This window comes from Pseudomonas sp. MWU318 (genome assembly GCF_016756945.1).
GTDB lineage: Bacteria > Pseudomonadota > Gammaproteobacteria > Pseudomonadales > Pseudomonadaceae > Aquipseudomonas > Aquipseudomonas putida_A.
Genome location: NZ_JAESJL010000006.1, coordinates 254,953 through 278,458 on the forward strand (window position 1 = coordinate 254,953; position 23,506 = coordinate 278,458).

The window sequence follows — 23,506 nt, forward strand, 5'->3', positions numbered from 1 at the left end:
TCACTCCTTGCTAGATAGACTGGAATCGGCAGGAACCTGGAACACATGTCGCAAATAGGCGACGAAATTCGGGTCTTTGCAGTGGGTCTTGCCGGGCTCGTCGGAGATCTTCGCCACCGGCTGGCCGTTGCAGGCGGTCATTTTAAGCACGATGCTCATCGGTTCGACACCCGGAATGTCACAGGTCAGGTTGGTGCCGATGCCAAAGCTGACGTTGATCCGCCCGTGCAGCGCGCGGAAGATCTCCAGCGACTTGGGCAGGGTCAGGCTGTCGGAGAACACCAGGGTCTTGCTCATCGGGTCGATGCCGAGTTTGTGGTAGTGGGCGATGCATTTTTCGCCCCACTGCACCGGATCCCCTGAATCGTGGCGCAGACCATCGAAGAGCTTGGCGAAAAACAGGTCGAAGTCGCCGAGGAAGGCGTCGGTGGTGATGCAATCGGTGAGCGCAATCCCCAGCAGACCACGGTACTCGCGGACCCAGCAATCGAGGGCGGCGATCTGGCTGTCGATCAGCCGTGGGCCGAGTTGCTGGTGGGCCATGATCCATTCATGGGCCATGGTGCCCAGCGGCTTCATATCCAGTTCCCGTGACAGGTGCACGTTGCTGGTGCCGACGAAGCGCCCGGGGAAATCGTGCTTGAGCACGTTGACCACTTCTTCCTGCACGCGGTACGAGAAGCGCCGGCGGGTGCCGAAATCAGCGACCTGCAATTGCGCCAGTTCGTCGGCCGAGGCATTGGCGCTGAGCCAGTCGAACTTGCGATACAGCTGTTCCCGCGCCTGCACCAGTTCGATTTCCCGGTAGCGATAGCGGTTGCGCACTTCGCTGACGATCGCCAGCAACGGTACTTCGTAGAGGATCACATGCAGCCACGGGCCGCGCAGGCGGATGAACAGTTCGCCGTTCTCGATCCCGGTGTGCAGGTAGCGCAGGTTGAAGCGGAACAGTCCGAGAAAGCGCAGGAAATCCGGTTTCAGGAAGGTGATGCGCTCGAGAAAGCTCAACTGGTCGGCACTCAGGCTCAGCTCGGCCAGGCGCTCGATCTGGTAGCGAATCTCGGCCAGATACGGCCGCAGATCCTCGCTGTTACGGCAACGAAACTCCCATTCGACTTCGACGTTGGGGTAGTTGTGCAGCACCGCCTGCATCATCGTCAGTTTGTAGAAGTCGGTGTCGAGCAGGTTCTGCACGATGCGATCGGCAAACACACTCTCGCTCATAAACGGGGTCTCCAGGTGCACCGCGCGGTTGCGCGGGATCAATCAATGACGCTAGTGGCGCATATCAGGGACGAAGATTGCCAGCAATTTTTGGCCCCTGCCGGATTTTGCTTGATGTAGGAGCTGCCGAAGGCTGCGATCTTTTGATTCTGAAAAAACAAGATCAAAAGATCGTCCGATCGCGGCCCGAGCCTTCGGCAGCTCCTACAGGAGAATCAGTAGTCGTCCGGGCTATCAATCTGCTCCAGCATCCACTTCACAAAGTCCCGCACCTTCGGCACTTCCGCCGCATGTTCCGGGTAGGCCAGGTAATAGGCGTCGGAACTCGGCATTGCATGCTGCCAGGGAATGACCAGTTTGCCGTCGGCCAATTCCTCTTCCACCAGAAACCGTGGCAGCAGCGCCACACCGCAGCCGACCTGGGCGGCGCGGATGCACATATAAAAGGTTTCGAAACGCGGGCCGTGGTAGCTGTGTTCGGTGTGGTAACCCTGACTGTCGAACCAGTCATGCCACGCCTGTGGGCGCGAGGCGTTTTGCAGCAGCACCAGATCGGTCAGTTGCGTCGGATCGGTGAAGGGCGTGTCCGGCAGGCTGCCGGGGGCACAGACCGGTACCAGCTCTTCGCCGAACAGCTTCAGGCATTCGGTGCCGGGGCGTGAGCCCTGGCCGAAATAGAACGCCAGATCGCTGCGCCCCTGTAGCAAATCGTCGGCCTCCTGCTCGTTGCACAGGTCGAGATGGATCGACGGATGGCGCAGGCGCCAGCCCTTCAGACGCGGTACCAGCCAGCGGGCGCCGAAGGTCGAGGGTGTAGAGACGCGCAGGACTTCGGTCTCGCCGCCGTAGGAACGCAGGTAATGCGTGGACATTTCCACCTGAGTGAGGATTTTTCGGACTTCCACCAGGTACAAATCCCCGGCCGGGGTCATCTGCAAACGCCGACGCACCCGACGGAACAACAAGTGCTGCAACAATTCCTCAAGCTGCGCCACTTGCTTGCTGACAGCGCTCTGGGTCAGGTTCAGCTCTTCGGCGGCCCGGGTGAAGCTCAGGTGCCGGGTCACGGCTTCGAAGCACTGCAACGCGGTGATCGACGGCAAGTGGCGTTTGTTCAGCATGGGTGATCCCTTTTTCTTGTCTTTCTGTGCGCAGCATGAATAAACGGAATGATATCTCGCGTAAAGGTCGTTTGTTGCCTCGCCTTTGGGAAGCTACAACTAAAGGCCTGCCCGGTCGCGAAAATGCGTCCGCACACATTCTGTTTTTCGCTTGAGGAGTGACCCATGGTTGCCGCATTGCTTGATCGTCTTGGTGTGAACCCGGCCCTGTATCAGAACGGCAAAGTGCCGGTGCATTCGCCCATCGACGGCAGCCGCATCGCCGCCGTGAACTGGGAAGGCCCGGCCGAAGTCGAGCAGCACATCAGTCGCGCAGATCATGCGTTCGAGCAGTGGCGCAAGGTACCGGCCCCGCGTCGCGGCGAGCTGGTGCGTCAGTTCGGCGAAGTGCTGCGCGAATACAAGGCTGACCTCGGCGAACTGGTGTCGTGGGAAGCGGGCAAGATCACTCAGGAAGGCCTCGGTGAAGTGCAGGAGATGATCGACATCTGCGACTTCGCCGTCGGCCTGTCGCGTCAACTGTACGGTTTGACCATCGCCTCCGAGCGCCCGGGCCACCACATGCGTGAAACCTGGCATCCGCTGGGCGTGGTCGGCGTGATCAGCGCGTTCAACTTCCCGGTCGCGGTGTGGGCGTGGAACACCACGTTGGCGCTGGTCTGCGGTAACCCGGTGGTGTGGAAACCGTCGGAGAAAACCCCGCTGACCGCACTGGCCTGTCAGGCGCTGTTCGATCGTGTGGTGAAGAAATTCACCGATGCGCCGGCGCACCTGTGCCAGGTGATCATCGGTGGTCGCGATGCTGGCGAAGCGCTGGTGGATGACCCGCGTGTCGCGCTGATCAGCGCCACCGGCAGTACCCGCATGGGCCGCGAAGTGGCACCGAAAGTCGCCGCACGTTTTGCTCGCAGCATTCTCGAACTGGGCGGCAACAACGCGATGATCCTCGGCCCGAGCGCCGATCTGGACATGGCCGTGCGCGCCATCCTGTTCAGTGCGGTCGGTACTGCCGGGCAGCGTTGCACCACCCTGCGTCGGCTGATTGCCCATGAATCGGTGAAGGAAGAAATCGTCACCCGCCTCAAAGCCGCGTACGCCAAAGTGCGCATCGGTCATCCGCTGGAAGGCAATCTGGTCGGCCCGCTGATCGACAAACACAGCTTCGAAAACATGCAGGACGCGCTGGAGCAGGCGCTGAGCGAGGGCGGCAGGGTGTTCGGCGGCAAGCGTCAGCTCGAAGAGCAATTCCCCAACGCTTACTACGTGTCGCCGGCCATCGTCGAAATGCCGGAGCAGAGTGATGTGGTCTGCAGCGAAACCTTTGCGCCGATCCTCTACGTGGTCGGCTATAGCGACTTCCAGGAAGCACTGCGCTTGAACAATGCGGTGCCGCAGGGCCTGTCGTCGTGCATCTTCACCACCGACGTGCGTGAGGCCGAGCAGTTCATGTCGGCGGTTGGCAGCGACTGCGGCATCGCCAACGTCAACATCGGCCCGAGCGGCGCGGAAATCGGCGGCGCGTTTGGTGGCGAGAAGGAGACCGGTGGCGGTCGTGAATCGGGCTCCGACGCCTGGCGTGCGTACATGCGCCGCCAGACCAATACCGTGAACTACTCGCTGGAGTTGCCGCTGGCGCAGGGCATCACCTTCGACTGAAATTGAGCAAAAACTGAAAAGATCGCAGCCTTCAGCAGCTCCTACAGGTCTGCGGTTGGCTGCGGTTTTGTAGGAGCTGCCGAAGGCTGCGATCTTTTTAGTGCCCACAACGCAATTGGTTAGGTTTCTGTTGGAGTCTGGCAATGCCGTTACGCGAAGAATGTCTGTGGGAAAAACTCACGCCGCAGCGCCCGGATAACACCGCGCTCAAGGGTGAGGTCAAAGTCGATGTCTGCGTGATCGGCGCCGGGTTTACCGGGTTGTCGGCGGCGCTGCATCTGTTGGAAAAAGGCAAAAGCGTCTGCGTGCTCGAAGCGCATCGTGCCGGGCATGGCGGTTCCGGACGCAACGTCGGGCTGGTCAACGCCGGCATGTGGATCCCGCCGGACGAGATCGAGGCCGGATTCGGCGAAGCGGTCGGCAGTCAACTCAACCGCATGCTCGGGGCGGCGCCGGCGCTGGTGTTCAGCCTTGTGGATAAATACAACATCGATTGTCAGTTGCGCCGCGAAGGCACCCTGCACATGGCGCACAACGCCAAGGGTGAGGCGGATCTGCGCAGTCGCGAGCAACAATGGAAGCGTCGCGGGGCACCGGTCGAGCTGCTCATCGGCAAGGCCTGCGAGCAAGCCACCGGTACGCAGAAGATTGCTGCGGCGTTGCTCGACCGGCGTGCCGGCACGCTCAATCCGATGGCCTATGTCACCGGACTGGCTAATGCGGTGAAGGGCTTGGGCGGGCAGATGTTCGACCACTCGCCAGTCACCCGTCTCGAGCGCGTGGACCAGCAATGGTCAGTGCAGACCGAGCACGGTTCGGTGCTCGCCGAGCAAGTGGTGATCGCCTCCAACGCCTACACCGAAGGCGACTGGACCGAACTCAAGCGCAACTTCTTCCCCGGTTACTACTATCAGGTCGCGTCGGTGCCGCTGACCGAAGACGCCGCCCATGACATCCTCCCCGGCGGACAGGGATCGTGGGACACGCGCCAAGTGCTGAGCAGCATCCGTCGCGACAAGGACGGCCGCTTGTTGCTCGGCAGTCTGGGCAACGGCAATCAGAAACCGACGTGGTTCCTCAAGGCCTGGGCCGACCGGGTGCAGCAGCATTACTTCCCCCATCTGAAACCGGTGGAATGGGAATGCACCTGGACCGGGCGCATCGCCTTCACCCCCGATCACTTGATGCGGCTGTTCGAGCCGGCACCCGGGCTGGTGGCCGTCACCGGTTACAACGGTCGTGGCGTGACCACCGGTACCGTGGTCGGCAAAGCCTTCGCCGACTACCTGTGTGACGGAAATCCTCAAGCCCTGCCGATCCCCTTCGCACCGATGCAGCCCCTGGCCGGTGTCGGCCTGCGCAGCTGCCTGTACGAGGCCGGCTTCTCGCTGTATCACGCGGGCCAGTGCCTGCGCATCGTCATTTGAGTGTTGAAATATGTTGCCGGAAGCGGCGCTTTTCGGCGTAGCGACTAGCCTCTAATGGTGCGGGTTGTAGCAGTCCCGCACCAGCAGTGTGCAGTTCGGTGACGCGAGCTGTTACAGGCTGGTTGCACGTCGTTTGGTGCCGCGGTTGCAATGATGGCGCAAGCGGGTTGCGCCTAAGATTTAAAAAGGTTTCACCTTCCGCGGTTTAGACGGTTGCACGCCCAATGAAAATGGGAACGAAACAGTCGAAATAACAAGAAAGCAGCGACTTTTTGAAGAATAAAAAACCGATGGCACGGCGCTTGCTCAGAGCATTCAGTGAAGTGAAGTCGCAGTGCCAACTAAAAAAAACCTTGGAGCACCACCTCATGTCCCAGACGTTTTACAAGAAAGGCTTTCTGGCCCTCGCAGTAGCTACTGCGCTGGGTGTTTCTGCGTTTGCTCAAGCTGATGTGAAAATCGGTGTAGCGGGTCCAATGACTGGCGCCAACGCGGCATTTGGCGAGCAGTACATGAAGGGTGCACAGGCAGCGGCGGACGCGGTCAACGCGGCGGGCGGCGTCAACGGCGAGAAAATCGTACTGGTCAAGGGCGATGACGCCTGCGAACCGAAGCAGGCAGTGACAGTCGCCAAGGACCTGGTCAACCAGAAAGTCGCCGGCGTGGTCGGGCACTTCTGCTCCTCTTCCACCATTCCAGCCTCGGAAATCTACGACGAAGCCGGCGTTATCGCGATCACTCCGGGTTCCACCAACCCGCAGGTGACCGAGCGCGGCCTGAGCGCCATGTTCCGTATGTGCGGGCGTGATGACCAGCAAGGCATCGTCGCGGGCGATTACATCGTCGACGTGCTCAAGGGCAAGAAAGTCGCCGTGCTGCACGACAAGGACACCTACGGTCAGGGCCTGGCCGATGCGACCAAGGCTCAACTGGAAAAACGTGGCGTGAAGCCGGTGCTGTATGAAGGCCTGACCCGCGGCGAGAAAGACTTCAGCGCCGTGGTCACCAAGATTCGTGCAGCCGGTGCCGACGTGGTCTACTTCGGCGGCCTGCACCCGGAAGCCGGCCCGCTGGTCAAGCAACTGCGTACCGAAGGCCTGAAAGACGTCAAGTTCATGTCTGACGACGGCATCGTCACCGACGAACTGGTGACCACCGCCGGTGGTCCGCAATACGTTGACGGCGTGCTGATGACCTTCGGCGCCGACCCTCGCCTGCTGCCAGACAGCAAGACGGTAGTGGACGCGTTCCGCAAGGCCGGCACCGAGCCTGAAGGCTACACCCTGTACGCCTACGCGTCGGTTCAGACCCTGGCGGCCGCCTTCAACGGCGCCAAGTCCAACAGTGGCGAAAAAGCCGCCGAGTGGCTCAAGGCCAACCCGGTGAAAACCGTCATGGGCGAAAAAGCCTGGGACAAGAAGGGCGACCTGAAAGTGTCCGACTACGTGGTTTACCAGTGGGACGCGAGCGGCAAATACCATCAGCTGGAAAAACAGAAGTAAGGGCTGACGCGATCATCCGAACGCCATGAACCCCTGTGGGAGCGGGCTTGCCCGCGATGACGGCCTGACAGTCGACAACTCTGTTGAATGTTCCGCCGCTATCGCTGGCAAGCCAGCTCCCACAGGAGATCAATGGCGGCTGGGCCGATCGCGCTCTGACATTGCTCCGACGTAAATCTGTATTTTTCCTAGAAGAACCGCCCGCTCCGGTGGGCAGGTTCTCATTGCGTGAGATTGCGTTATGGATGGTATTTTCCTGCAGCAACTGGTCAACGGCCTGACCCTCGGGTCGGTCTATGGCCTGATCGCCATCGGCTACACAATGGTCTACGGCATCATCGGCATGATCAACTTCGCCCACGGCGAGGTTTACATGATTTCCGCGTACCTCGCGGCAATCAGTCTGGCTCTGCTGGCTTACTTCGGTATTGAATCCTTCCCGCTGTTGATGCTCGGCACGCTGGTTTTCACCATCGTCGTCACTGGCGTTTATGGCTGGGTAATCGAACGCGTCGCCTACAAACCTCTGCGCAACTCCACCCGACTGGCACCGCTGATCAGTGCCATCGGTATCTCCCTGATCCTGCAAAACTACGCCCAGATCAGCCAGGGCGCCCGTCAACAGGGTGTTCCGACACTGCTTACCGGTGCCTGGCGCATCGACGTCGGCAGCGGTTTCGTCCAACTGACCTACACCAAGATCTTCATTCTGGTCGCCGCATTTGTCGGCATGGGCCTGCTGACCTACGTGATCAAGTACACCAAGCTCGGCCGCATGTGCCGCGCCACCCAGCAAGACCGCAAGATGGCTTCGATCCTCGGGATCAACACCGACCGGGTGATTTCCTACGTGTTCATCATCGGTGCAGCGATGGCGGCTCTGGCCGGCGTGCTGATCACCATGAACTACGGCACGTTCGACTTCTACGCAGGCTTCGTCATCGGCATCAAGGCGTTCACCGCCGCCGTGCTGGGCGGGATCGGCTCACTGCCAGGCGCGATGCTCGGCGGGATCATTCTCGGGATCTCCGAGTCGCTGTTCTCGGGACTGGTCAACTCCGACTACAAAGACGTGTTCAGCTTCTCGCTGCTCGTACTTGTTCTGGTCTTCCGGCCTCAGGGCCTGTTGGGCCGTCCTCTTGTGTCGAAGGTGTAAGCGATGTCTTCAACCACTCAAAAAAATATCGATATCAAAAAAAGCCTGGTTGAGGCGATTCTGGCCGGCCTGATTGCCCTGATCGTTTTTGGTCCGATTGTCGGCGTCGTGCTCGACGGCTACAGCTTCAACCTCGAACCAACCCGCGTGGCGTGGATCATCGGCATTGTCATGATCGGCCGCTTTGCCCTCAGCCTGTTCCTGCAGACGCCCAAGGGCCTGAAGATTCTCGACGGATTCGAGAGCACCGGCTCCGGTGTGCATGTGCTGCCTGCCGATCACAAATCACGCCTGCGCTGGATCATTCCACTGCTGATCGTGCTCGCGGTCATCGTGCCGTTTGTCTCCAACTCGTACCTGCTGGGCGTGGTCATCCTCGGGCTGATCTACGTGCTGCTGGGGCTGGGGCTGAACATCGTGGTCGGTCTGGCCGGCCTGCTCGACCTCGGTTACGTGGCGTTCTACGCCATCGGCGCCTACGGTCTCGCGCTCGGTTATCAATATCTCGGGCTGGGCTTCTGGACCGTATTGCCACTGGCGGCAATCACTGCCGGTTTGGCCGGCTGCATCCTCGGTTTCCCGGTGCTGCGTCTGCACGGCGACTATCTGGCGATCGTGACCCTGGGCTTCGGTGAAATCATTCGCCTGATCCTTAACAACTGGCTGTCGCTGACCGGCGGGCCGAACGGCATGCCGGCGCCACTGCCGACCTTCTTCGGCCTGGAGTTCGGCAAGCGGGCCAAGGATGGCGGGGTACCGTTCCATGAGTTCTTCGGTATCGCCTACAACCCGGACGTGAAGTATTACTTCATTTACACAGTGTTGTTCCTGGTGGTACTGGCCGTGCTGTACATCAAGCATCGGCTGGTGAAAATGCCGGTGGGGCGCGCCTGGGAAGCGCTGCGCGAAGATGAAATCGCCTGCCGCTCGATGGGCCTCAACCATGTGCTGGTCAAGCTCTCGGCGTTCACTATCGGTGCATCGACCGCCGGGCTGGCCGGGGTGTTTTTCGCCACCTATCAAGGCTTCGTCAACCCGACCTCGTTCACCTTCTTCGAATCGGCGCTGATCCTCGCCATCGTCGTGCTCGGCGGCATGGGCTCGACCATCGGCGTGGTGATTGCGGCATTCGTGTTGACGGTTGCTCCGGAACTGCTGCGCGGCTTCGCTGAATACCGCGTGCTGCTGTTCGGCATCCTGATGGTGTTGATGATGATCTGGCGACCGCGCGGGCTGATTCGCATCAGCCGTACCGGGGTCACTCCACGTAAAGGTGCCATTCACTATGAGAGGACTGCGCCATGAGTGAAGTCGTACTCTCTGTGGAAAAACTGATGATGCACTTCGGTGGCATCAAGGCCTTGAGCGATGTCAGCCTCAAGGTCAAACGCAACTCGATCTTCGCCCTGATCGGCCCGAACGGCGCCGGCAAGACCACGGTGTTCAACTGCCTGACCGGGTTCTACAAGGCCTCCGGCGGCAAGATCGAACTCAACGTGCGCGGCAAACAGACCAACGTCATCCAGCTGCTGGGCGAGTCGTTCAAGCCGACCGACTTCGTCTCGCCGAAAAGCTTCCTCAGTCGCCTGTACTATAAGATGTTCGGCGGCACCCATTTGGTGAACCGCGCCGGTCTGGCCCGGACGTTCCAGAACATTCGTCTGTTCAAGGAAATGTCGGTGCTGGAAAACCTGCTGGTGGCGCAGCACATGTGGGTCAACCGCAACATGCTCGCCGGCATCCTCAACACCAAGGGCTACCGCAAGGCCGAAAGTGATGCGCTGGACTGCGCGTTCTACTGGCTCGAAGTGGTCGATCTGGTGGACTGTGCCAACCGTCTGGCTGGTGAACTGTCCTACGGCCAGCAACGCCGTCTGGAAATCGCCCGGGCCATGTGCACGCGGCCGCAGATCATCTGCCTCGACGAACCGGCCGCCGGCCTCAACCCTCAGGAAACCGAAGCACTGAGCGCGATGATCCGGCTGCTGCGCGACGAGCATGATCTGACCGTGGTGCTGATCGAACACGACATGGGCATGGTCATGAGCATTTCCGACCACATCGTGGTGCTGGACCACGGCGTGGTCATCGCCGAGGGCGGGCCCGAGGCGATCCGCAACGATCCGAAAGTGATTGCCGCCTACCTGGGCGCCGACGAAGAGGAGCTGGTATGAGCAAACCGATCCTCGAACTCAAAGACCTGGACGTGTTCTACGGCCCGATCCAGGCCCTCAAGGGCGTGTCGCTGCAGATCAACGAAGGCGAGACCGTCAGCCTGATCGGCTCCAACGGCGCGGGTAAATCGACGCTGCTGATGTCGATCTTCGGCCAGCCGCGCGCGGCGGGTGGGCAGATCCTCTATCAAGGCGTCGACATCACCCACAAGTCCTCGCACTACATCGCCTCCAACGGCATCGCGCAGTCGCCGGAAGGGCGGCGGGTGTTCCCCGACATGACCGTCGAGGAGAACCTGCTGATGGGCACCATCCCGATCGGCGACAAGTACGCCAAGGAGGACATGCAGCGCATGTTCGAGCTGTTCCCACGGCTCGAAGAACGCCGCACTCAGCGGGCGATGACCATGTCCGGCGGCGAGCAGCAAATGCTCGCCATTGCCCGCGCCCTGATGAGTCGCCCGAAATTGCTGCTGCTCGATGAGCCAAGCCTGGGGTTGGCGCCGATCGTGGTGAAACAGATCTTCGCCACCCTGCGTGAACTGGCGAAAACCGGCATGACGATTTTCCTCGTCGAGCAGAACGCCAACCATGCGTTGAAGCTGTCGGATCGGGCGTACGTGATGGTCAACGGCGAGATTCGTCTGACCGGTACCGGTAAGGAGTTGTTGGTAAATGAGGAGGTGCGTAACGCTTACCTGGGCGGGCACTGACCCAATAGTTGTTATGCACAGCCCCGGCGACGCGAGTCCCGGGGCTTTTTACATCTCAAACCACCACAATCCCCCTGTAGGAGCTGCCGAAGGCTGCGATCTTTTGATCCTAAAAAAACAACATCAAAAGATCGCAGCCTTCGGCAGCTCCTACAGTGAATTCGTCTTCAAGATCAAGTCGATTCTGAAATTGTGGAAAACAAATTCCCACACCTGCCAAAGCGCGACATATAGACGCTGCAAATGGCTGTTTTTCCACAGTTTTGACTTGTCCCCGTTTACTGTGGAGCTGGCTGTGAATAACGTGGGAGTAGCTGGCTGAAGCCCTTGTGTTCCGTGGCTTGCAGGCTGGTGATCGCTTTTTGATCAGGCGTTTTTGCTGGAGCTGAAGACGCTGTTGTCAACCTTTTTCTAGGCTGTTCTGTAGAGACAATTACGTGTGAACAAGCCTGTGGATAAGTCTGTGACTAAACTCTGGAAAGACTCCGCTGAGGGCCGTAATTACTGGCCTCGCGCAATCACTGCACTGACCGTCCGGTCGTGCAAAATGCCATCTCCGGCACATCAGCCGCTTCAGGGTCAAGCAAAAAACTTTCTGTTTCCCGCGCAAAGCCTTGTATGGCGCGGCTTTGCGCGGTTCTACTTGCCCCCGGAAACTGTGGAAGGGACTGTGGATAACGTGCGTGCACATGGCTACAGGCCACGGCAGGTATGGCGTAGCGAAGGTTGATCAAAATTTGATCGGAAGTTGTCCCGGTGCGGGTGTTGCTCGTAAATGCCGGGCCGGGCATGCTGGCTGCTGATTTTCTATTCCAATGGCTGCGCTGGCGGCCGACGCAAGGAGAACACGATGTCCAACACCCTGTTTATTACCGGCGCAACCTCCGGTTTTGGTGAAGCCTGTGCCCGTCGTTTCGCCGAGGCTGGCTGGAAACTGGTGTTGACCGGCCGTCGTGCAGAACGTCTCGACGCGCTGTGCGCCGAGTTGTCGAAGCAGACTGAAGTGCATGGCCTGGTGCTCGACGTGCGTGACCGCAAGGCGATGGAAGAGGCAATTGCCAATCTGCCGCCGTCGTTCGCCAAGCTGCGTGGCCTGATCAACAACGCCGGGCTGGCGCTGGGCGTCGATCCGGCACCCAAATGCGACCTCGACGACTGGGACACCATGGTCGACACCAACGTCAAAGGCCTGATGTACAGCACCCGCCTGCTGTTGCCACGGTTGATCGCTCACGGCCGTGGCGCCGGCATCGTCAACCTCGGCTCCATCGCTGGCAACTATCCGTACCCCGGCAGCCATGTGTATGGCGCGACCAAGGCGTTCGTTAAGCAGTTCTCGCTGAACCTGCGTTGCGACCTCCAGGGCACTGGCGTGCGCGTCAGCAACATCGAGCCGGGCCTGTGCGAAAGCGAGTTCTCGCTGGTGCGCTTTGCCGGTGACCAGGAACGCTACAACGCCACCTACGCCGGTGCCGAGCCGATCCAACCGCAGGACATCGCCGAGACCATCTTCTGGGTGCTCAACGCCCCGGCGCACATCAACATCAACAGCCTGGAGCTGATGCCGGTGAGCCAGACCTGGGCCGGGTTTGCCATCGAGCGTAACAAAGCCTGATACCGCGTCATCGTTCTTCGCGAGCAGGCTCGCTCCCACATTGGAATGCATTTCAAAGTGGGAGCGAGCCTGCTCGCGAATAGGTCAAATCGGCCAAAACAGGACGGTAAGGTAAACTCTCCCCCAATAACCCCACCGCACCCCGCGGTTCAAAGGTTTTTAGAGGAGGCTACGTGAGTAACCGAGGTGAGCAGTCACTGCTCAAACAATCGACCATCCTGATGTTCGCGGTGTCGATTGCCGGAATCGTCACCGGTTTTGTTTCAGGTTCGCAATCCATCCTTTTCGATGGTTTTTTCTCGCTGATCGCAACGTTCATCAAAGTGCTGATGCTGATCACCGCACGGCTGATCGCCAAAGAAAGCAATCACCGCTTCCAGTTCGGTTTCTGGCATCTGGAGCCGATGGTGCTGCTGATCGAGGGCAGCTTCCTGCTGTTGATCGCCATCTATGCGTTTCTCAACGGCGTGTTCGGCATCATCAACGGTGGCCGTGAGATCGGGCTGGGGCTGGTGATTATTTATGCGGCGGTGTTCACCGTCGTCGAGTTCGCCTATTTCTTCTACGTGCGTCGGCGCAATCGCAAGCTCAAATCCAGCCTGATCCAGTTCGACAACATCAGCTGGCTGGTGGACGCGATGCTCTCGGTCGGCCTGTTGATCAGTTTTCTCGTGGCGCTGCTGCTCCAGGCCCAGGGCTTCGGCGAGTGGGCGAAGTTTGTCGACCCGCTGATCCTGATCGTGCTGGCGCTGACCATGTTGCCACCGGCGTTCAAGATCCTCGGCCCGGCACTGCGTGATGTACTGGGTATTGCCCCGGACACCCTGGATGATCAGGTGCGTCAGGTCATGGAAGCGGCGAAGGTCGAGCATGGTTTCGATGATTACGTGACCTACGTGCAGAAGCACGGGCGGGCGCGGTTTATCGAGATTCATGTGGTGTTGCCGGCGGATTATGCGCTGAGCAGCGTAGGTCAGCTGGATGTGTTGCGGGAGGAAATCTCGGCGCAGCTGGGCGAGCCGGATGCGGCACGCTGGTTGACCATCAGCTTTACGGGCGACAAGAAGTGGATTGCCTGATATGACCCCGATTTAGGCTGAGAACACATTTGTGGCGAGGGGATTTAGCGAAACGTCGCACCGCCCCGATGGGCTGCGCAGCGGCCCTGCTGTTTTAGGGGCGCTTCGCGCCCCGTCGGGGATAAATCCCCTCACCACAGTAATCCCCTTGCCACAGTAATCCCATTTTTCATGAGATCAGTTCAGGTATTCTGCCAATCCGCTGTAGCACGTCGCCAAGTGATAAGGCGTGGTCGAAGGCATGTCCTTGCGGCTGACCTCTCCCAGCTCATCCCGGCACTCATGCCAACCGCCCGCATGCAGAAAACGCTGCTGCAGCGCCTGCAACTGGCGCAGCACGGTGGCTTCGCTGTTCGGGCGCAAGGTCAGGGCGCGCAGGTATTCCGCCTGCGCCCAGATCCGCTGAGTCGAATCTTTCGGGCGACCGTCCAGTTCCAGATCGAGCATCGCCCGCACCGCCCCTGAAGGCTGTTCAACACCGAATTGCTCGGTAAAAGCGAATGCCCGGTCCAGCGCAGCGTGCAGTTTCGAGCCGCGTAGCAGGGCTGAAGACTCAAGCAGGAAATACCATTCGAACTGATGCCCTGGCTCGTACCAGTTATCCACAGCCCCGAGCGGCTTCTCCATCAACACTCCGTGCTGCGGATCGACGAACTGCGTGTGCATGGCTGTGCATAACTCACGCAGCGCTTGCTGCGTCGCCGCGTCTTCACGCACCGCCAAGGTGGCGAGGAACGCTTCGGCCAGGTGCATCAGCGGGTTCTGCAGCGGTCCGGTTTGCAGGGTGATCCAGTCGCGGTCCAGACAGGCTTCGTACAGGCCATCACCGGTGGCGAAGCGCCGACCGATGATTTCCAGTGCGGCGTTCAGCGTGGATTCCACCAGCGGCTCCCGGGACTTGGCCCAGTAATGGGCGCAGGCGAACAGGATGAAGGCGTGGGTGTAGAGGTCTTTGCGCTGATCCAGCGGCTTGCCTTGCGCGTCGACGCTGTAGAACCAGCCGCCGTGCTCGGCATCGTGGAAATGCCGTTGCAGCGAGCGGAACAGCGCGGCGGCGCGTACCTCGGCGTTATCCACAACCCCGATCAGGCTGGAAAACAGGTACAGCTGCCGTGCGCAGGCCATCGCCCGATAGCGTTGCGGTGGCAAGGGTTGATGCGCCGCGTCGAGTGCCTCGTAGGGCAGCGCCATGTCGGCATTCCAGCCCGGGCCTTGCCAAAGCGGCACGATCACGTTCAGAAAGTGCTGTTGCACGTTGCTGAACAGGGCGGTCAATTCGGGCAGGGAGGTGGAGCGGCAAGCATGGGGCATTGGCGGACGTCGTCACGGCTGGGGCGATTGCGCGACATGGTAGCAGAGCGGCGGCCCGATGAGACGCGGTGTCTGTCAGTCCGCCTTCGCGAGCAAGCCCGCTCCCATAATTGAATCGGATTCGCAGCTTGATTCTGTAGGAGCTGCCGCAGGTTCGGGCCGCGTTCGGACGATCTTTTGACTTTGATTGTTAAAAGCCAGATCAAAAGATCGTCCGAACGCGGCCCGAACCTGCGGCAGCTCCTACAGGAGAGTGCATTCCAATTGTGGGGCGATAGAGATCAACCGGCCAGCAACCACGCGCCAGTCAGCGCGGAAGCAGCACCCGCCAGTCGCACCAGCGGCGCAGCCGCCTGAGGCAACACGCGCACCAGGCCATAACCCGCCGCATGCAGCGCCGCCGTCGCCGCGACAAAACCGGCGGCATACGCCCAAGGGCTGCTCATGTCCGGCAGCTCCAGGCCATGCGCCACGCCATGGAACAGCGCAAACAGTGCCGTTGCCGCCACCGCCATTACCAGCGGCGGACGCACGGCCAGTGCCACCGCCAGACCCAGCGCCAGCACCGAAGCGGCGATCCCGCTTTCCAGCGCCGGCAACTCCAGCCCTTCAAAGCCGAGCATGCCGCCGATCAGCATGGTGCCGACAAACGTGCACGGTAGCGCCCAGCGTGCCGCGCCTTGTTGCTGCGCGGCCCACAGGCCGACCGCGACCATCGCCAGCAAGTGGTCGAGGCCGCCGATCGGGTGGCTGATACCGGCGACCAGACCGCTGTCGCCGTGGCCCGGGTGGGCGAAGGCCAGGGCCGGGGTCAGCAGCAGCGCCACGGCGCCGAGAATGCGTTTGAGTGTCATGGATAAGCTTCCTTGTTGGTCAATAAGTCAGGCGGCGTTCAGCAGGCCCTGGCGTTCGATGAAAGCGATGATGTCTTCCAGGCCCTGACCGGTTTTCTGGTTGCTGAAGACGAATGGCTTGCCATTGCGCATGCGCTGGGTGTCGCTGTTCATCATTTCCAGCGAAGCACCGACCAGCGGCGCCAGGTCGATCTTGTTGATCACCAGCAGGTCGGACTTGCAGATCCCCGGGCCACCCTTGCGCGGCAGCTTGTCGCCGGCGGAGACGTCGATCACGTAGATGGTCAGGTCTGACAGCTCCGGGCTGAAGGTGGCCGACAGGTTGTCGCCACCGGATTCCACCAGAATCAGGTCCAGCCCCGGAAAGCGCCGGTTCAGTTGATCGACGGCTTCGAGGTTGATCGAAGCGTCTTCGCGGATCGCCGTGTGCGGGCAGCCACCGGTTTCCACGCCGATGATGCGTTCCGGTGCCAGTGCTTCGTTGCGCACCAGAAAGTCGGCGTCTTCGCGGGTGTAGATGTCGTTGGTGACGACGGCCAGGTTGTAGCGATCGCGCAACGCCAGGCACAGGGCCAGGGTCAATGCGGTTTTGCCGGAACCGACCGGGCCGCCGATGCCGACGCGCAGGGGTTGTGTGTTCATGTGCTTCTCCAAGATGACAGGCCCTAAGAGCGAAACAGACGGCTGTATTGGCGCTCATGCGCCATGCACGCCAGAGACAGGCCGAATGCGGCGCTGCCGATGTGTTCGGGATTGATGCGGGTTGCGTCCTGCTGCGCCTGTTGCAGCAACGGCAGCAGTTCGCTGGTCAGGCGCTGGGCGGCTTGCTGGCCCAGCGGCAGGGTTTTCATCAGTACCGCGAGCTGGTTTTCCAGCCAGCTCCACAGCCACGCGGCGAGCGCATCCTGTGGGCTGATTTGCCAGGCGCGGGCAGCCAGTGCCCAGCCAAGAGCCAGGTGCGGTTCGGCGCATTGCTCAAGAAATCTGCGGGCCGGCGCGTCGAGTTCCGGCAAACCGTTGAGCAATTGCTGCAGCGAGTAACCCATCTGCCGGCTCTCCAGATGCAACTCACGGGTCTCGCGGCTGGCGCGGTGGGTTTCGCAGAGTTGCAGCAACTCGGGCCAGTTTTCCTCGGCCGCGGCCTGACAATGGGCAAGCAGCAGCGGCGCCTCGAAACGCGCGAGGTTGAGCAGTAGTTGATCGCTGATCCAGCGGCGGGCACTGTCAGGGTCGTTCACTCGGCCGTTATCCACCGCCATTTCCAGGCCTTGCGAATAGCTGTAGCCGCCAATCGGCAGTTGCGGACTGGCCAGGCGCAGCAGCGCCCAGGCCGGATTCACAGGCGTACGCCGAACTGATGGAGTTTGGGCGCGTAGTTGAAATCTTCGTCGCCATGCCGCGAATGGTGATGGCCGCCGCCGTAGGCACCGTGTTCCGGCTGGAACGGCGCTTCTATCGCCTCGACCTGGGCGCCGAGCTGTTCGAGCATGGCCTTGAGCACGTAATCGTCGAGCAGACGCAGCCAGCCATCGCCGACTTGCAAGGCGACGTGGCGGTTGCCCAGATGATAGGCGGCGCGGGTCAGTTCGAAGGCATTGGCGCAGGTGACGTGCAGCAGTTGCTCGGGGCGGGCGCAGACGCGAACGATGCGGCCGTCCTCGGCCTGCAGGCATTCGCCGTCATATAACGGTGCCTGACCGCGCTCCAGAAACAACCCGACGTCTTCGCCATCGGCACTGAAACAGCGCAGACGGCTTTTGCTCCGCGCTTCGAAGGTCAGGTGCAACTCGGCGGACCAGACAGGTTGAGGGTCGATTCTGCGATGAATCACCAGCATCGGAAAGCTTCCAGCAGTGGACTTGTAGGAGGGGTAGAGCAAGGGGCTTGCCAACCGGACGAGATGTAGGAAATCCCTGTCGGAGCGTAGAGGATGTTTCAAGATGTTGCAGAATTTTGGAAGGTTTTGGTGCGTGAAGATTTTTACATGCACCAATTTGTAGCCAATAAAAAAGATCGCAGCCTTCAGCAGCTCCTACAGGGGATTGGTGTAGGAGTTGCCGAAGGCTGCGATCTTTGGTTTTTTACTCTGTACTGCCCAGCCCTTGCCAGTGCTTGAGGCCGATAAAGATGAAGCGCAGTTGCTGGGTGATCTTCGCCTGTGGCGTCAGATGCTCCGGCAGGGCTTCGGCTGGCGGGTCGATGATGTCCGGCAGGGTGGCGAACACCGATTTGACGATCAGGTCGGCGATCACGCTCAGCCCGGCCGCATCCAGATGTTGCAGCTTGGGCATCAGCGTCAGGTCGGCCGCAAGGTCGGCGCTGATGTTTTCGCGCAGACGACCAATCGCCTGGCGCACCGGCAGCGAGCCGCCGTACTGCTCGCGGGCGAGAAACAGAAATTGCGAACGGTTGGCGCTGACCACGTCGAGGAAGATCCGCACCGACGCATCGATGATGCCGCCCATGACGAATTCGTTGTGGCGTACCAGGCGGATGGTTTCGCGGAAGGTCTGGCCGACTTCACTGACCAGCACCAGACCGAGTTCGTCCATGTCGGCAAAATGCCGATAGAAACCGGTGGGCACGATGCCGGCGGTCTTGGTCACTTCGCGCAGGCTCAGGCTGCCGAATCCTCGGCCGCTTTCCATCAAATGGCGGGCAGCGTCCATCAGGGCGTTGCGGGTCTGTTGTTTCTGTTCGGCGCGGGGCAGCATCGCAAAGGCGTTTTCTTGAGCGGGACAAGCGCCGCACTCTAGCAAATCGGCTTTGCTGGCGTCGAACGGCAGGGGAGAGTCAACGAGGAAATGCGGTTTTGCGATTGGCCGGGGCTGAAAAAGTCAAAAGCCCGATCGGCTGATCGGGCTTTTTTTCCAGGCCGCCATGGGCTTAGCTCAAAGCGCTGTTGCGTTCGATCACACGGTCACCACCGCCTTCGGCAACGGCTTGGCCCAGTGGGGTTTTGTCAAAACCATCTTCAGCCAGGGTCTGGCCTTGTGGGGTACGGTCACCACCACCTTCAGCGAGGGTTTGCCCTTGTGGAGTGCGGTCGCCGCCATCGGAAGCCAGGGTCTGACCTTGTGGAGTCTTGTCATAGCCGTCTTGCACCAGGCCTTTCTCTTCCAGACGATCACGGCCGCCTTCTGCTACAGCCTGACCTTGTGGAGTCTTGTCGTAGCCATCTTGTACCAGGCCTTTTTCTTCCAGGCGATTACGGCCGTTTTCAGCCAGAGTCTGACCTTGTGGAGTGCGGTCGCCGCCGTCAGCAGCAACAGTCTGGCTGAACACCGAGTGGCTGGCTTTCACTTGTGGGGTAGCCTGATCGGCAGCGGGCAGGGCAAAAGCGGTGCTGGCTAGCATCGACAGGGTAAGGCTGAGCAGTAATTGGCGTTTCATGATGGGTTGCTCCTTGGGAGGGCGATAAAGTGGGTACGAAGCCAATGCTACTCTCGATAAGTCGATATAAAAGTTCATAAACACAATGGTAATAATCAACAGAATTGATTGTTCTGCCGAGGCGCTCTAGCTCGGGCGTTTGCGGGCGCTGGTTTTGCACCGCGGTGGGTATTTTCGACTCACTCGCGCCTCGCAAATGTGCGGGTGGCGGTAACGCTGTTCGACCAATCGGTCAGCATTCGGGCGATTTTTTGCCGCGGATTCTATATTCCGATTAAACCTGCGCACTGTTTGCCAGTCGTAGAATTCATGAGGGCCGCTTTGGCCCGCCGTTTCAGCTGTGCGTCGCGAAGTCGGCGTGCGGTCGTCATCAGGAGTTTTGTGCATGACGCGCACCGGAAAAATCTTCAGTTGGACCTTCTCCATCCTCGTACTGCTGCTGGCGGTACTGGTTCTGATCATCGTGTTCTTCGACTGGAACCGGATCAAACCGCCGCTCAACGCCAAAGTCTCGGAAGAATTGCATCGTCCGTTCGCCATCAATGGCAACCTCGCGGTGATCTGGCAGCGTGAGCCGGACGAGGGCGGCTGGCGGGCCTGGGTGCCGTGGCCGCACGTGGTGGCTGAGGACCTGACGCTGGGCAACCCGGATTGGTCGAAGCAGCCGCAGATGGTTACGCTCAAACGTGTGGAACTACGCATCTCGCCGCTGGCACTGCTGGCGCAACGGGTGACGATCCCGCGCATCGACCTGACCGAACCCAACGCGCAACTGCAACGCCTGGCCGATGGCCGCGCCAACTGGACCTTCAAGTTCGACCCGAAAGACCCGAATGCCGAACCGTCGAACTGGGTGGTGGACATCGGGGCGATTGGTTTCGACAAGGGCCACGTCACCCTGGATGACCAGACACTCAAGACTAATCTCGACGTGTTGATCGATCCGCTGGGCAAGCCGATTCCGTTCAGCGATATCGTCGGCGCCAAAGCCGCGAAAACCGCGCAGGACAAAGGCGCTGCGCCGCAGGACTATGCGTTCGCGCTGAAGGTCAAAGGCCAATACCACGGCCAGAATCTCACCGGCCAGGGCAAGATCGGCGGGCTGCTGGCGTTGCAGGACGCGAACAAACCGTTCCCGCTGCAGGTTCAGGCGAAGATCGGCGCCACCAGCATCGAACTCGCCGGCACCCTCACTGACCCGCTCAACCTCGGCGCACTCGATCTGCGCTTGAAACTGGCCGGCGCCAGCCTCGGCAACCTCTACCCACTGACCGGCGTAACCCTGCCCGATACGCCGCCGTATTCCACCGACGGTCACTTGATCGCCAAACTGCATGACGCCGCCGGGGCGAAATTCACCTACGAGCAGTTCAACGGCAAGATCGGCAGCAGCGATATTCATGGCGACCTGACCTACGTCGCCAGCCAGCCACGGCCCAAGCTCAGCGGGGCGCTGCTGTCTAATCAACTGCTGTTCGCCGACCTCGCGCCGCTGATCGGCGCCGACTCCAATGACAAGCAAAAGGCCCGCGGCGGCGAGAGCAAACAACCGACGGACAAAGTGCTGCCGGTGGAAGAGTTCAAGACCGACCGCTGGCGCGCGATGGACGCCGACGTCGAGTTCACCGGCAAGCGCATCGTCCACAGCGAGAAGCTGCCGTTTACCGACCTCTATACCCACCTGAAACTCAACGACGGCGAACTCAGCCTCGAGCCGCTGCGCTTCGGCGTGGCGGGCGGCAATCTGGATGCGCAGATCCGCCTCAACGGTCGCGCCGAACCGCTGGAAGGCCGGGCGAAACTGACCGCGCGTGGCTTCAAGCTCAAGCAGTTGTTCCCGACCTTCGAGCCGATGAAAACCAGCTTCGGTGAGCTCAATGGCGACGCCGACATCAGCGGTCGCGGCAACTCGGTGGCCAAGCTGCTTGGCGGCGCCAATGGCCAGTTGAAGATGCTGATCAACGACGGTGCGATCAGCCGTGAGCTGATGGAACTGGCAGGGCTCAACGTCGGCAACTACGTGGTCGGCAAGATCTTTGGCGACAAGGAAGTGAAGATCAACTGCGCGGCGGCGGACTTCGACATCAAGACTGGCCTGGCGACCACGCGGCTGTTTGTGTTCGACACCGAGAACGCGATCATCTACATCGACGGCACTGCGAACATGGCCACCGAGCAACTGAACCTGACCGTAACGCCGGAATCCAAGGGCTGGCGCCTGATTTCGCTGCGTTCACCGTTGTACGTGCGCGGCAAGTTCATCAAGCCGGATGCAGGTGTGAAGGCTGTGCCGTTGATGCTGCGCGGGGCGGGGATGGTGGCATTGGGCGTGATCGCAGCACCGGCGGCGGGGCTGCTGGCGCTGGTGGCGCCGAGTGGCGGGGAGCCGAATCAATGCGCACCTCTGCTTGAGCAGATGAAGGCGGGCAAGGCGCCAGTGACCGTCAAGCCAACCAAGTAAAGGCAAGAGCAAAAGATCGCAGCCTGCGGCAGCTCCAACAGGAAAGCATTTCAGGCTGCGATCTTTTTGCTTCTGTTGCGGCCCCTTCGCGAGCAGGCTCGCTACACATTTGAAATGGATTCCAGTGTGGGAGCGAGCCTGCTCGCGAAGGCGTTTTTGGAAGGGTTACAGGTCTTTCAGAATGTCGGCCATGTCATCCGCGTGCTCTTCTTCCTGCGCGAGGATGTCTTCGAAGATGCGCCGGGTGGTCGGGTCTTTTTCGCCGATGTACTGGATGATCTCGCGGTAGCTGTCGATGGCGATCCGTTCGGCCACCAGGTCTTCGTAGACCATTTCCTTCAAGGTGTTCCCGGCCACGTATTGGGCGTGGGACATTTTCGACAGCAGGTCCGGATTAAACTCCGGCTCGCCGCCCAGTTGCACGATGCGCTCGGCCAGACGGTCGGCGTGTTGTGCTTCCTGGGTTGCATGTTCGAGGAATTCTTCGGCGGCCACGTGAGCCTTCACGCCGTTGGCCATGAAGTAGTGACGTTTGTAACGCAGGACGCAGACCAGTTCGGTGGCCAGCGACTCATTGAGCAGGCGCAGCACCTCGTCACGGTCGGCGCTGTAGCTCTCGGTTACCGCGCCGTTCTCGACGTGCTGTCGTGCGCGCTCGCGCAGGGTTTGAACATCAGACAAATGCAGGTCATCGCTCATTTCGATCTCCAGGAGGCTAATCCAATGGGCGCCACGCTCTTCAGGCGTGATCGCATACCCTGGTTGTGAGTCCTGCGCGATCGAAAAAGTTTTATCAGATTTCCACCGTCCCCCCTGTAGGCGCTGCCGAAGGCTGCGATCTTGGCGTGAGCCCCGACAACACGGCCTCCTCCTGCAACCAGGCAAAAAACGCCCGCACCGGCGGATGCCGTTCCCGTCCCGGCACACACAACGCGCTGTACCCGGCACCATCGACCTGCACCTGCCCCTTGTACGGCGCCAGCAGCCCACTGGCGACGCTTTGCGACACCAGAATATTGCTCGCCAGCACCAGACCTTGCCCGGCAATCGCCGCTTGCAGAGCGTAATGCTCCTCATCGTATTCACGGATCGCCGGATGCTGGTTCAGCCACGACTCGCCGGAGCGAGAGCACCACGCTTCCCAGCCATGGGCATACAGCTTCGAGTTGTGCCAACGCACGCTGATCAGCGCCGGTGTGCGTCGGGCGGCCAGAGCTACCTGCTCCGGCGAGCCATACACGCCGAAGGTCTCATCGAACAGGCACAAGCCGTAAAGGTTGGGGTAATCGTCGAGGCTATAGCGCAGCACCAGATCGACGCTGGCGTCCTGATGCAGGTCGATGACTTCGCAGTGGGTGTCGAGGCGCACGTTGATGTTCGGGTGCTGCGCATAAAACCGCCCGAGGCGCGGCACCAGCCATAGCGCAGCAAACGCGGCGGTGGTCGACAGTGTCAGGCTGCTGCCACAGCGTTGCGGACGCAGGGTGTCGACGCTTTGCGCCACTTCCAGCAGCGCGCCGTGCAGGCTGCGAAACAGCCGCTCGCCACCTTCGGTCAGGCGTACCTGACGTGGCAAACGTTCGAACAGCGCTACGCCGAGCCAGTCTTCCAGCGCTCGGATCTGATGGGAAATCGCCGTCGGTGTGACTGACAGCTCTTCAGCAGCGGCCTTGAAGCTCAACAGCCGCGAAGCGGATTCGAAGGCGCGCAGGGCGGTCAGCGGCAACGAAGCGAACATTGAATACTCCATGGGTGAAATGGACTCATCCCAACTGATTTTTGCTCAGTTGAGACAGCGGCGGGTCAGCGCCAATCTGGCG

General features: G+C 60.6%; 22 protein-coding genes. 11 read left to right on the forward strand and 11 right to left on the reverse strand.

Annotation, left to right across the window (positions count from 1 at the left end; translation table 11 throughout):
- A complete protein-coding gene (gene pncB, locus JN524_RS16380) occupies positions 1 to 1,224 on the reverse strand; it encodes a nicotinate phosphoribosyltransferase (RefSeq protein ID WP_003221154.1) in 1,224 nt (407 codons plus the stop codon).
- Between the two features lie 215 nt (positions 1,225 to 1,439).
- Positions 1,440 to 2,345 (reverse strand): LysR family transcriptional regulator, encoded by a 906-nt coding sequence (locus tag JN524_RS16385; protein ID WP_202369999.1) that lies wholly within the window; start codon positions 2,343 to 2,345, stop codon positions 1,440 to 1,442.
- A gap of 165 nt (positions 2,346 to 2,510) precedes the next feature.
- Here JN524_RS16385 and amaB point away from each other — a divergent pair, with 165 nt between their 5' ends.
- The 9 genes from amaB to JN524_RS16430 all read left to right on the forward strand — a co-directional run bounded on the left by amaB (position 2,511) and on the right by JN524_RS16430 (position 13,667).
- Positions 2,511 to 4,001 (forward strand): L-piperidine-6-carboxylate dehydrogenase, encoded by a 1,491-nt coding sequence (gene amaB / locus JN524_RS16390; RefSeq protein WP_202370000.1) that lies wholly within the window; start codon positions 2,511 to 2,513, stop codon positions 3,999 to 4,001.
- Between the two features lie 143 nt (positions 4,002 to 4,144).
- Positions 4,145 to 5,428: an L-pipecolate oxidase gene (gene amaA, locus JN524_RS16395; RefSeq protein WP_202370001.1), complete on the forward strand. Its 1,284-nt coding sequence runs from the start codon at positions 4,145 to 4,147 to the stop codon at positions 5,426 to 5,428.
- A gap of 368 nt (positions 5,429 to 5,796) precedes the next feature.
- Positions 5,797 to 6,930, forward strand: a complete 1,134-nt coding sequence (locus tag JN524_RS16400) for an ABC transporter substrate-binding protein (protein WP_041065631.1) — start codon at positions 5,797 to 5,799, stop codon at positions 6,928 to 6,930.
- 241 nt (positions 6,931 to 7,171) lie between these two features.
- The gene (locus tag JN524_RS16405) at positions 7,172 to 8,086 is read left to right on the forward strand and encodes an ABC transporter permease subunit (protein WP_027613532.1); all 915 of its coding nucleotides are present in this window, start codon (positions 7,172 to 7,174) and stop codon (positions 8,084 to 8,086) included.
- Between the two features lie 3 nt (positions 8,087 to 8,089).
- Positions 8,090 to 9,391, forward strand: a complete 1,302-nt coding sequence (livM, locus tag JN524_RS16410) for a high-affinity branched-chain amino acid ABC transporter permease LivM (RefSeq protein ID WP_041065627.1) — start codon at positions 8,090 to 8,092, stop codon at positions 9,389 to 9,391.
- Positions 9,388 to 10,260, forward strand: a complete 873-nt coding sequence (locus JN524_RS16415; RefSeq protein WP_027613534.1) for an ABC transporter ATP-binding protein — start codon at positions 9,388 to 9,390, stop codon at positions 10,258 to 10,260. Before livM ends, JN524_RS16415 begins: the two co-directional genes overlap by 4 nt.
- The gene (locus JN524_RS16420; RefSeq protein ID WP_047600666.1) at positions 10,257 to 10,973 is read left to right on the forward strand and encodes an ABC transporter ATP-binding protein; all 717 of its coding nucleotides are present in this window, start codon (positions 10,257 to 10,259) and stop codon (positions 10,971 to 10,973) included. Before JN524_RS16415 ends, JN524_RS16420 begins: the two co-directional genes overlap by 4 nt.
- Before the next feature lie 850 nt (positions 10,974 to 11,823).
- Positions 11,824 to 12,588 (forward strand): SDR family oxidoreductase, encoded by a 765-nt coding sequence (locus JN524_RS16425; protein ID WP_027613536.1) that lies wholly within the window; start codon positions 11,824 to 11,826, stop codon positions 12,586 to 12,588.
- 173 nt (positions 12,589 to 12,761) lie between these two features.
- Entirely contained in the window at positions 12,762 to 13,667 is a 906-nt protein-coding gene (locus JN524_RS16430) for a cation diffusion facilitator family transporter (RefSeq protein WP_202370002.1), read from the forward strand.
- 177 nt (positions 13,668 to 13,844) lie between these two features.
- Here the strand turns inward: JN524_RS16430 and JN524_RS16435 are convergent, their stop codons facing one another.
- From JN524_RS16435 to ureE, 5 genes are all read right to left on the reverse strand, one after another.
- Entirely contained in the window at positions 13,845 to 14,978 is a 1,134-nt protein-coding gene (locus tag JN524_RS16435) for an AGE family epimerase/isomerase (protein WP_202370003.1), read from the reverse strand.
- A 281-nt stretch (positions 14,979 to 15,259) separates the two neighbouring features.
- Positions 15,260 to 15,832 carry a HupE/UreJ family protein gene (locus tag JN524_RS16440; protein WP_202370004.1) on the reverse strand — a complete coding sequence of 191 codons (573 nt, stop codon included), beginning with the start codon at positions 15,830 to 15,832 and terminating at the stop codon, positions 15,260 to 15,262.
- Between the two features lie 27 nt (positions 15,833 to 15,859).
- A complete protein-coding gene (gene ureG, locus JN524_RS16445; RefSeq protein WP_041065601.1) occupies positions 15,860 to 16,474 on the reverse strand; it encodes an urease accessory protein UreG in 615 nt (204 codons plus the stop codon).
- A 23-nt stretch (positions 16,475 to 16,497) separates the two neighbouring features.
- Positions 16,498 to 17,172: an urease accessory UreF family protein gene (locus JN524_RS16450; RefSeq protein ID WP_202370005.1), complete on the reverse strand. Its 675-nt coding sequence runs from the start codon at positions 17,170 to 17,172 to the stop codon at positions 16,498 to 16,500.
- Complete coding sequence (gene ureE, locus JN524_RS16455; protein WP_003221180.1) at positions 17,169 to 17,669, reverse strand: urease accessory protein UreE; 501 nt, start codon at positions 17,667 to 17,669, stop codon at positions 17,169 to 17,171. The genes JN524_RS16450 and ureE overlap by 4 nt, the downstream gene beginning before the upstream one ends.
- Before the next feature lie 93 nt (positions 17,670 to 17,762).
- Between ureE and JN524_RS16460 the strand changes: the two genes are divergently transcribed.
- On the forward strand, positions 17,763 to 17,948 hold the full coding sequence (locus tag JN524_RS16460; RefSeq protein WP_202370006.1) for a hypothetical protein: 186 nt from the start codon (positions 17,763 to 17,765) through the stop codon (positions 17,946 to 17,948).
- Here the strand turns inward: JN524_RS16460 and JN524_RS16465 are convergent.
- Both JN524_RS16465 and JN524_RS16470 read right to left on the reverse strand, forming a co-directional pair.
- Complete coding sequence (locus JN524_RS16465) at positions 17,914 to 18,546, reverse strand: TetR family transcriptional regulator (RefSeq protein ID WP_007966952.1); 633 nt, start codon at positions 18,544 to 18,546, stop codon at positions 17,914 to 17,916. The two genes, JN524_RS16460 and JN524_RS16465, sit on opposite strands and share 35 nt — an antisense overlap.
- A 172-nt stretch (positions 18,547 to 18,718) precedes the next feature.
- Positions 18,719 to 19,225 carry a hypothetical protein gene (locus JN524_RS16470; protein ID WP_007966954.1) on the reverse strand — a complete coding sequence of 169 codons (507 nt, stop codon included), beginning with the start codon at positions 19,223 to 19,225 and terminating at the stop codon, positions 18,719 to 18,721.
- 385 nt (positions 19,226 to 19,610) lie between these two features.
- Between JN524_RS16470 and JN524_RS16475 the strand changes: the two genes are divergently transcribed.
- A complete protein-coding gene (locus JN524_RS16475) occupies positions 19,611 to 21,686 on the forward strand; it encodes an AsmA family protein (RefSeq protein WP_202370007.1) in 2,076 nt (691 codons plus the stop codon).
- 165 nt (positions 21,687 to 21,851) lie between these two features.
- Here JN524_RS16475 and JN524_RS16480 read toward each other — a convergent pair whose 3' ends face one another.
- Both JN524_RS16480 and JN524_RS16485 read right to left on the reverse strand, forming a co-directional pair.
- Positions 21,852 to 22,385: a ferritin-like domain-containing protein gene (locus JN524_RS16480; RefSeq protein WP_007966958.1), complete on the reverse strand. Its 534-nt coding sequence runs from the start codon at positions 22,383 to 22,385 to the stop codon at positions 21,852 to 21,854.
- Between the two features lie 94 nt (positions 22,386 to 22,479).
- Positions 22,480 to 23,436: a LysR substrate-binding domain-containing protein gene (locus JN524_RS16485; RefSeq protein WP_202370008.1), complete on the reverse strand. Its 957-nt coding sequence runs from the start codon at positions 23,434 to 23,436 to the stop codon at positions 22,480 to 22,482.
- Positions 23,437 to 23,506: the final 70 nt, after the last annotated feature.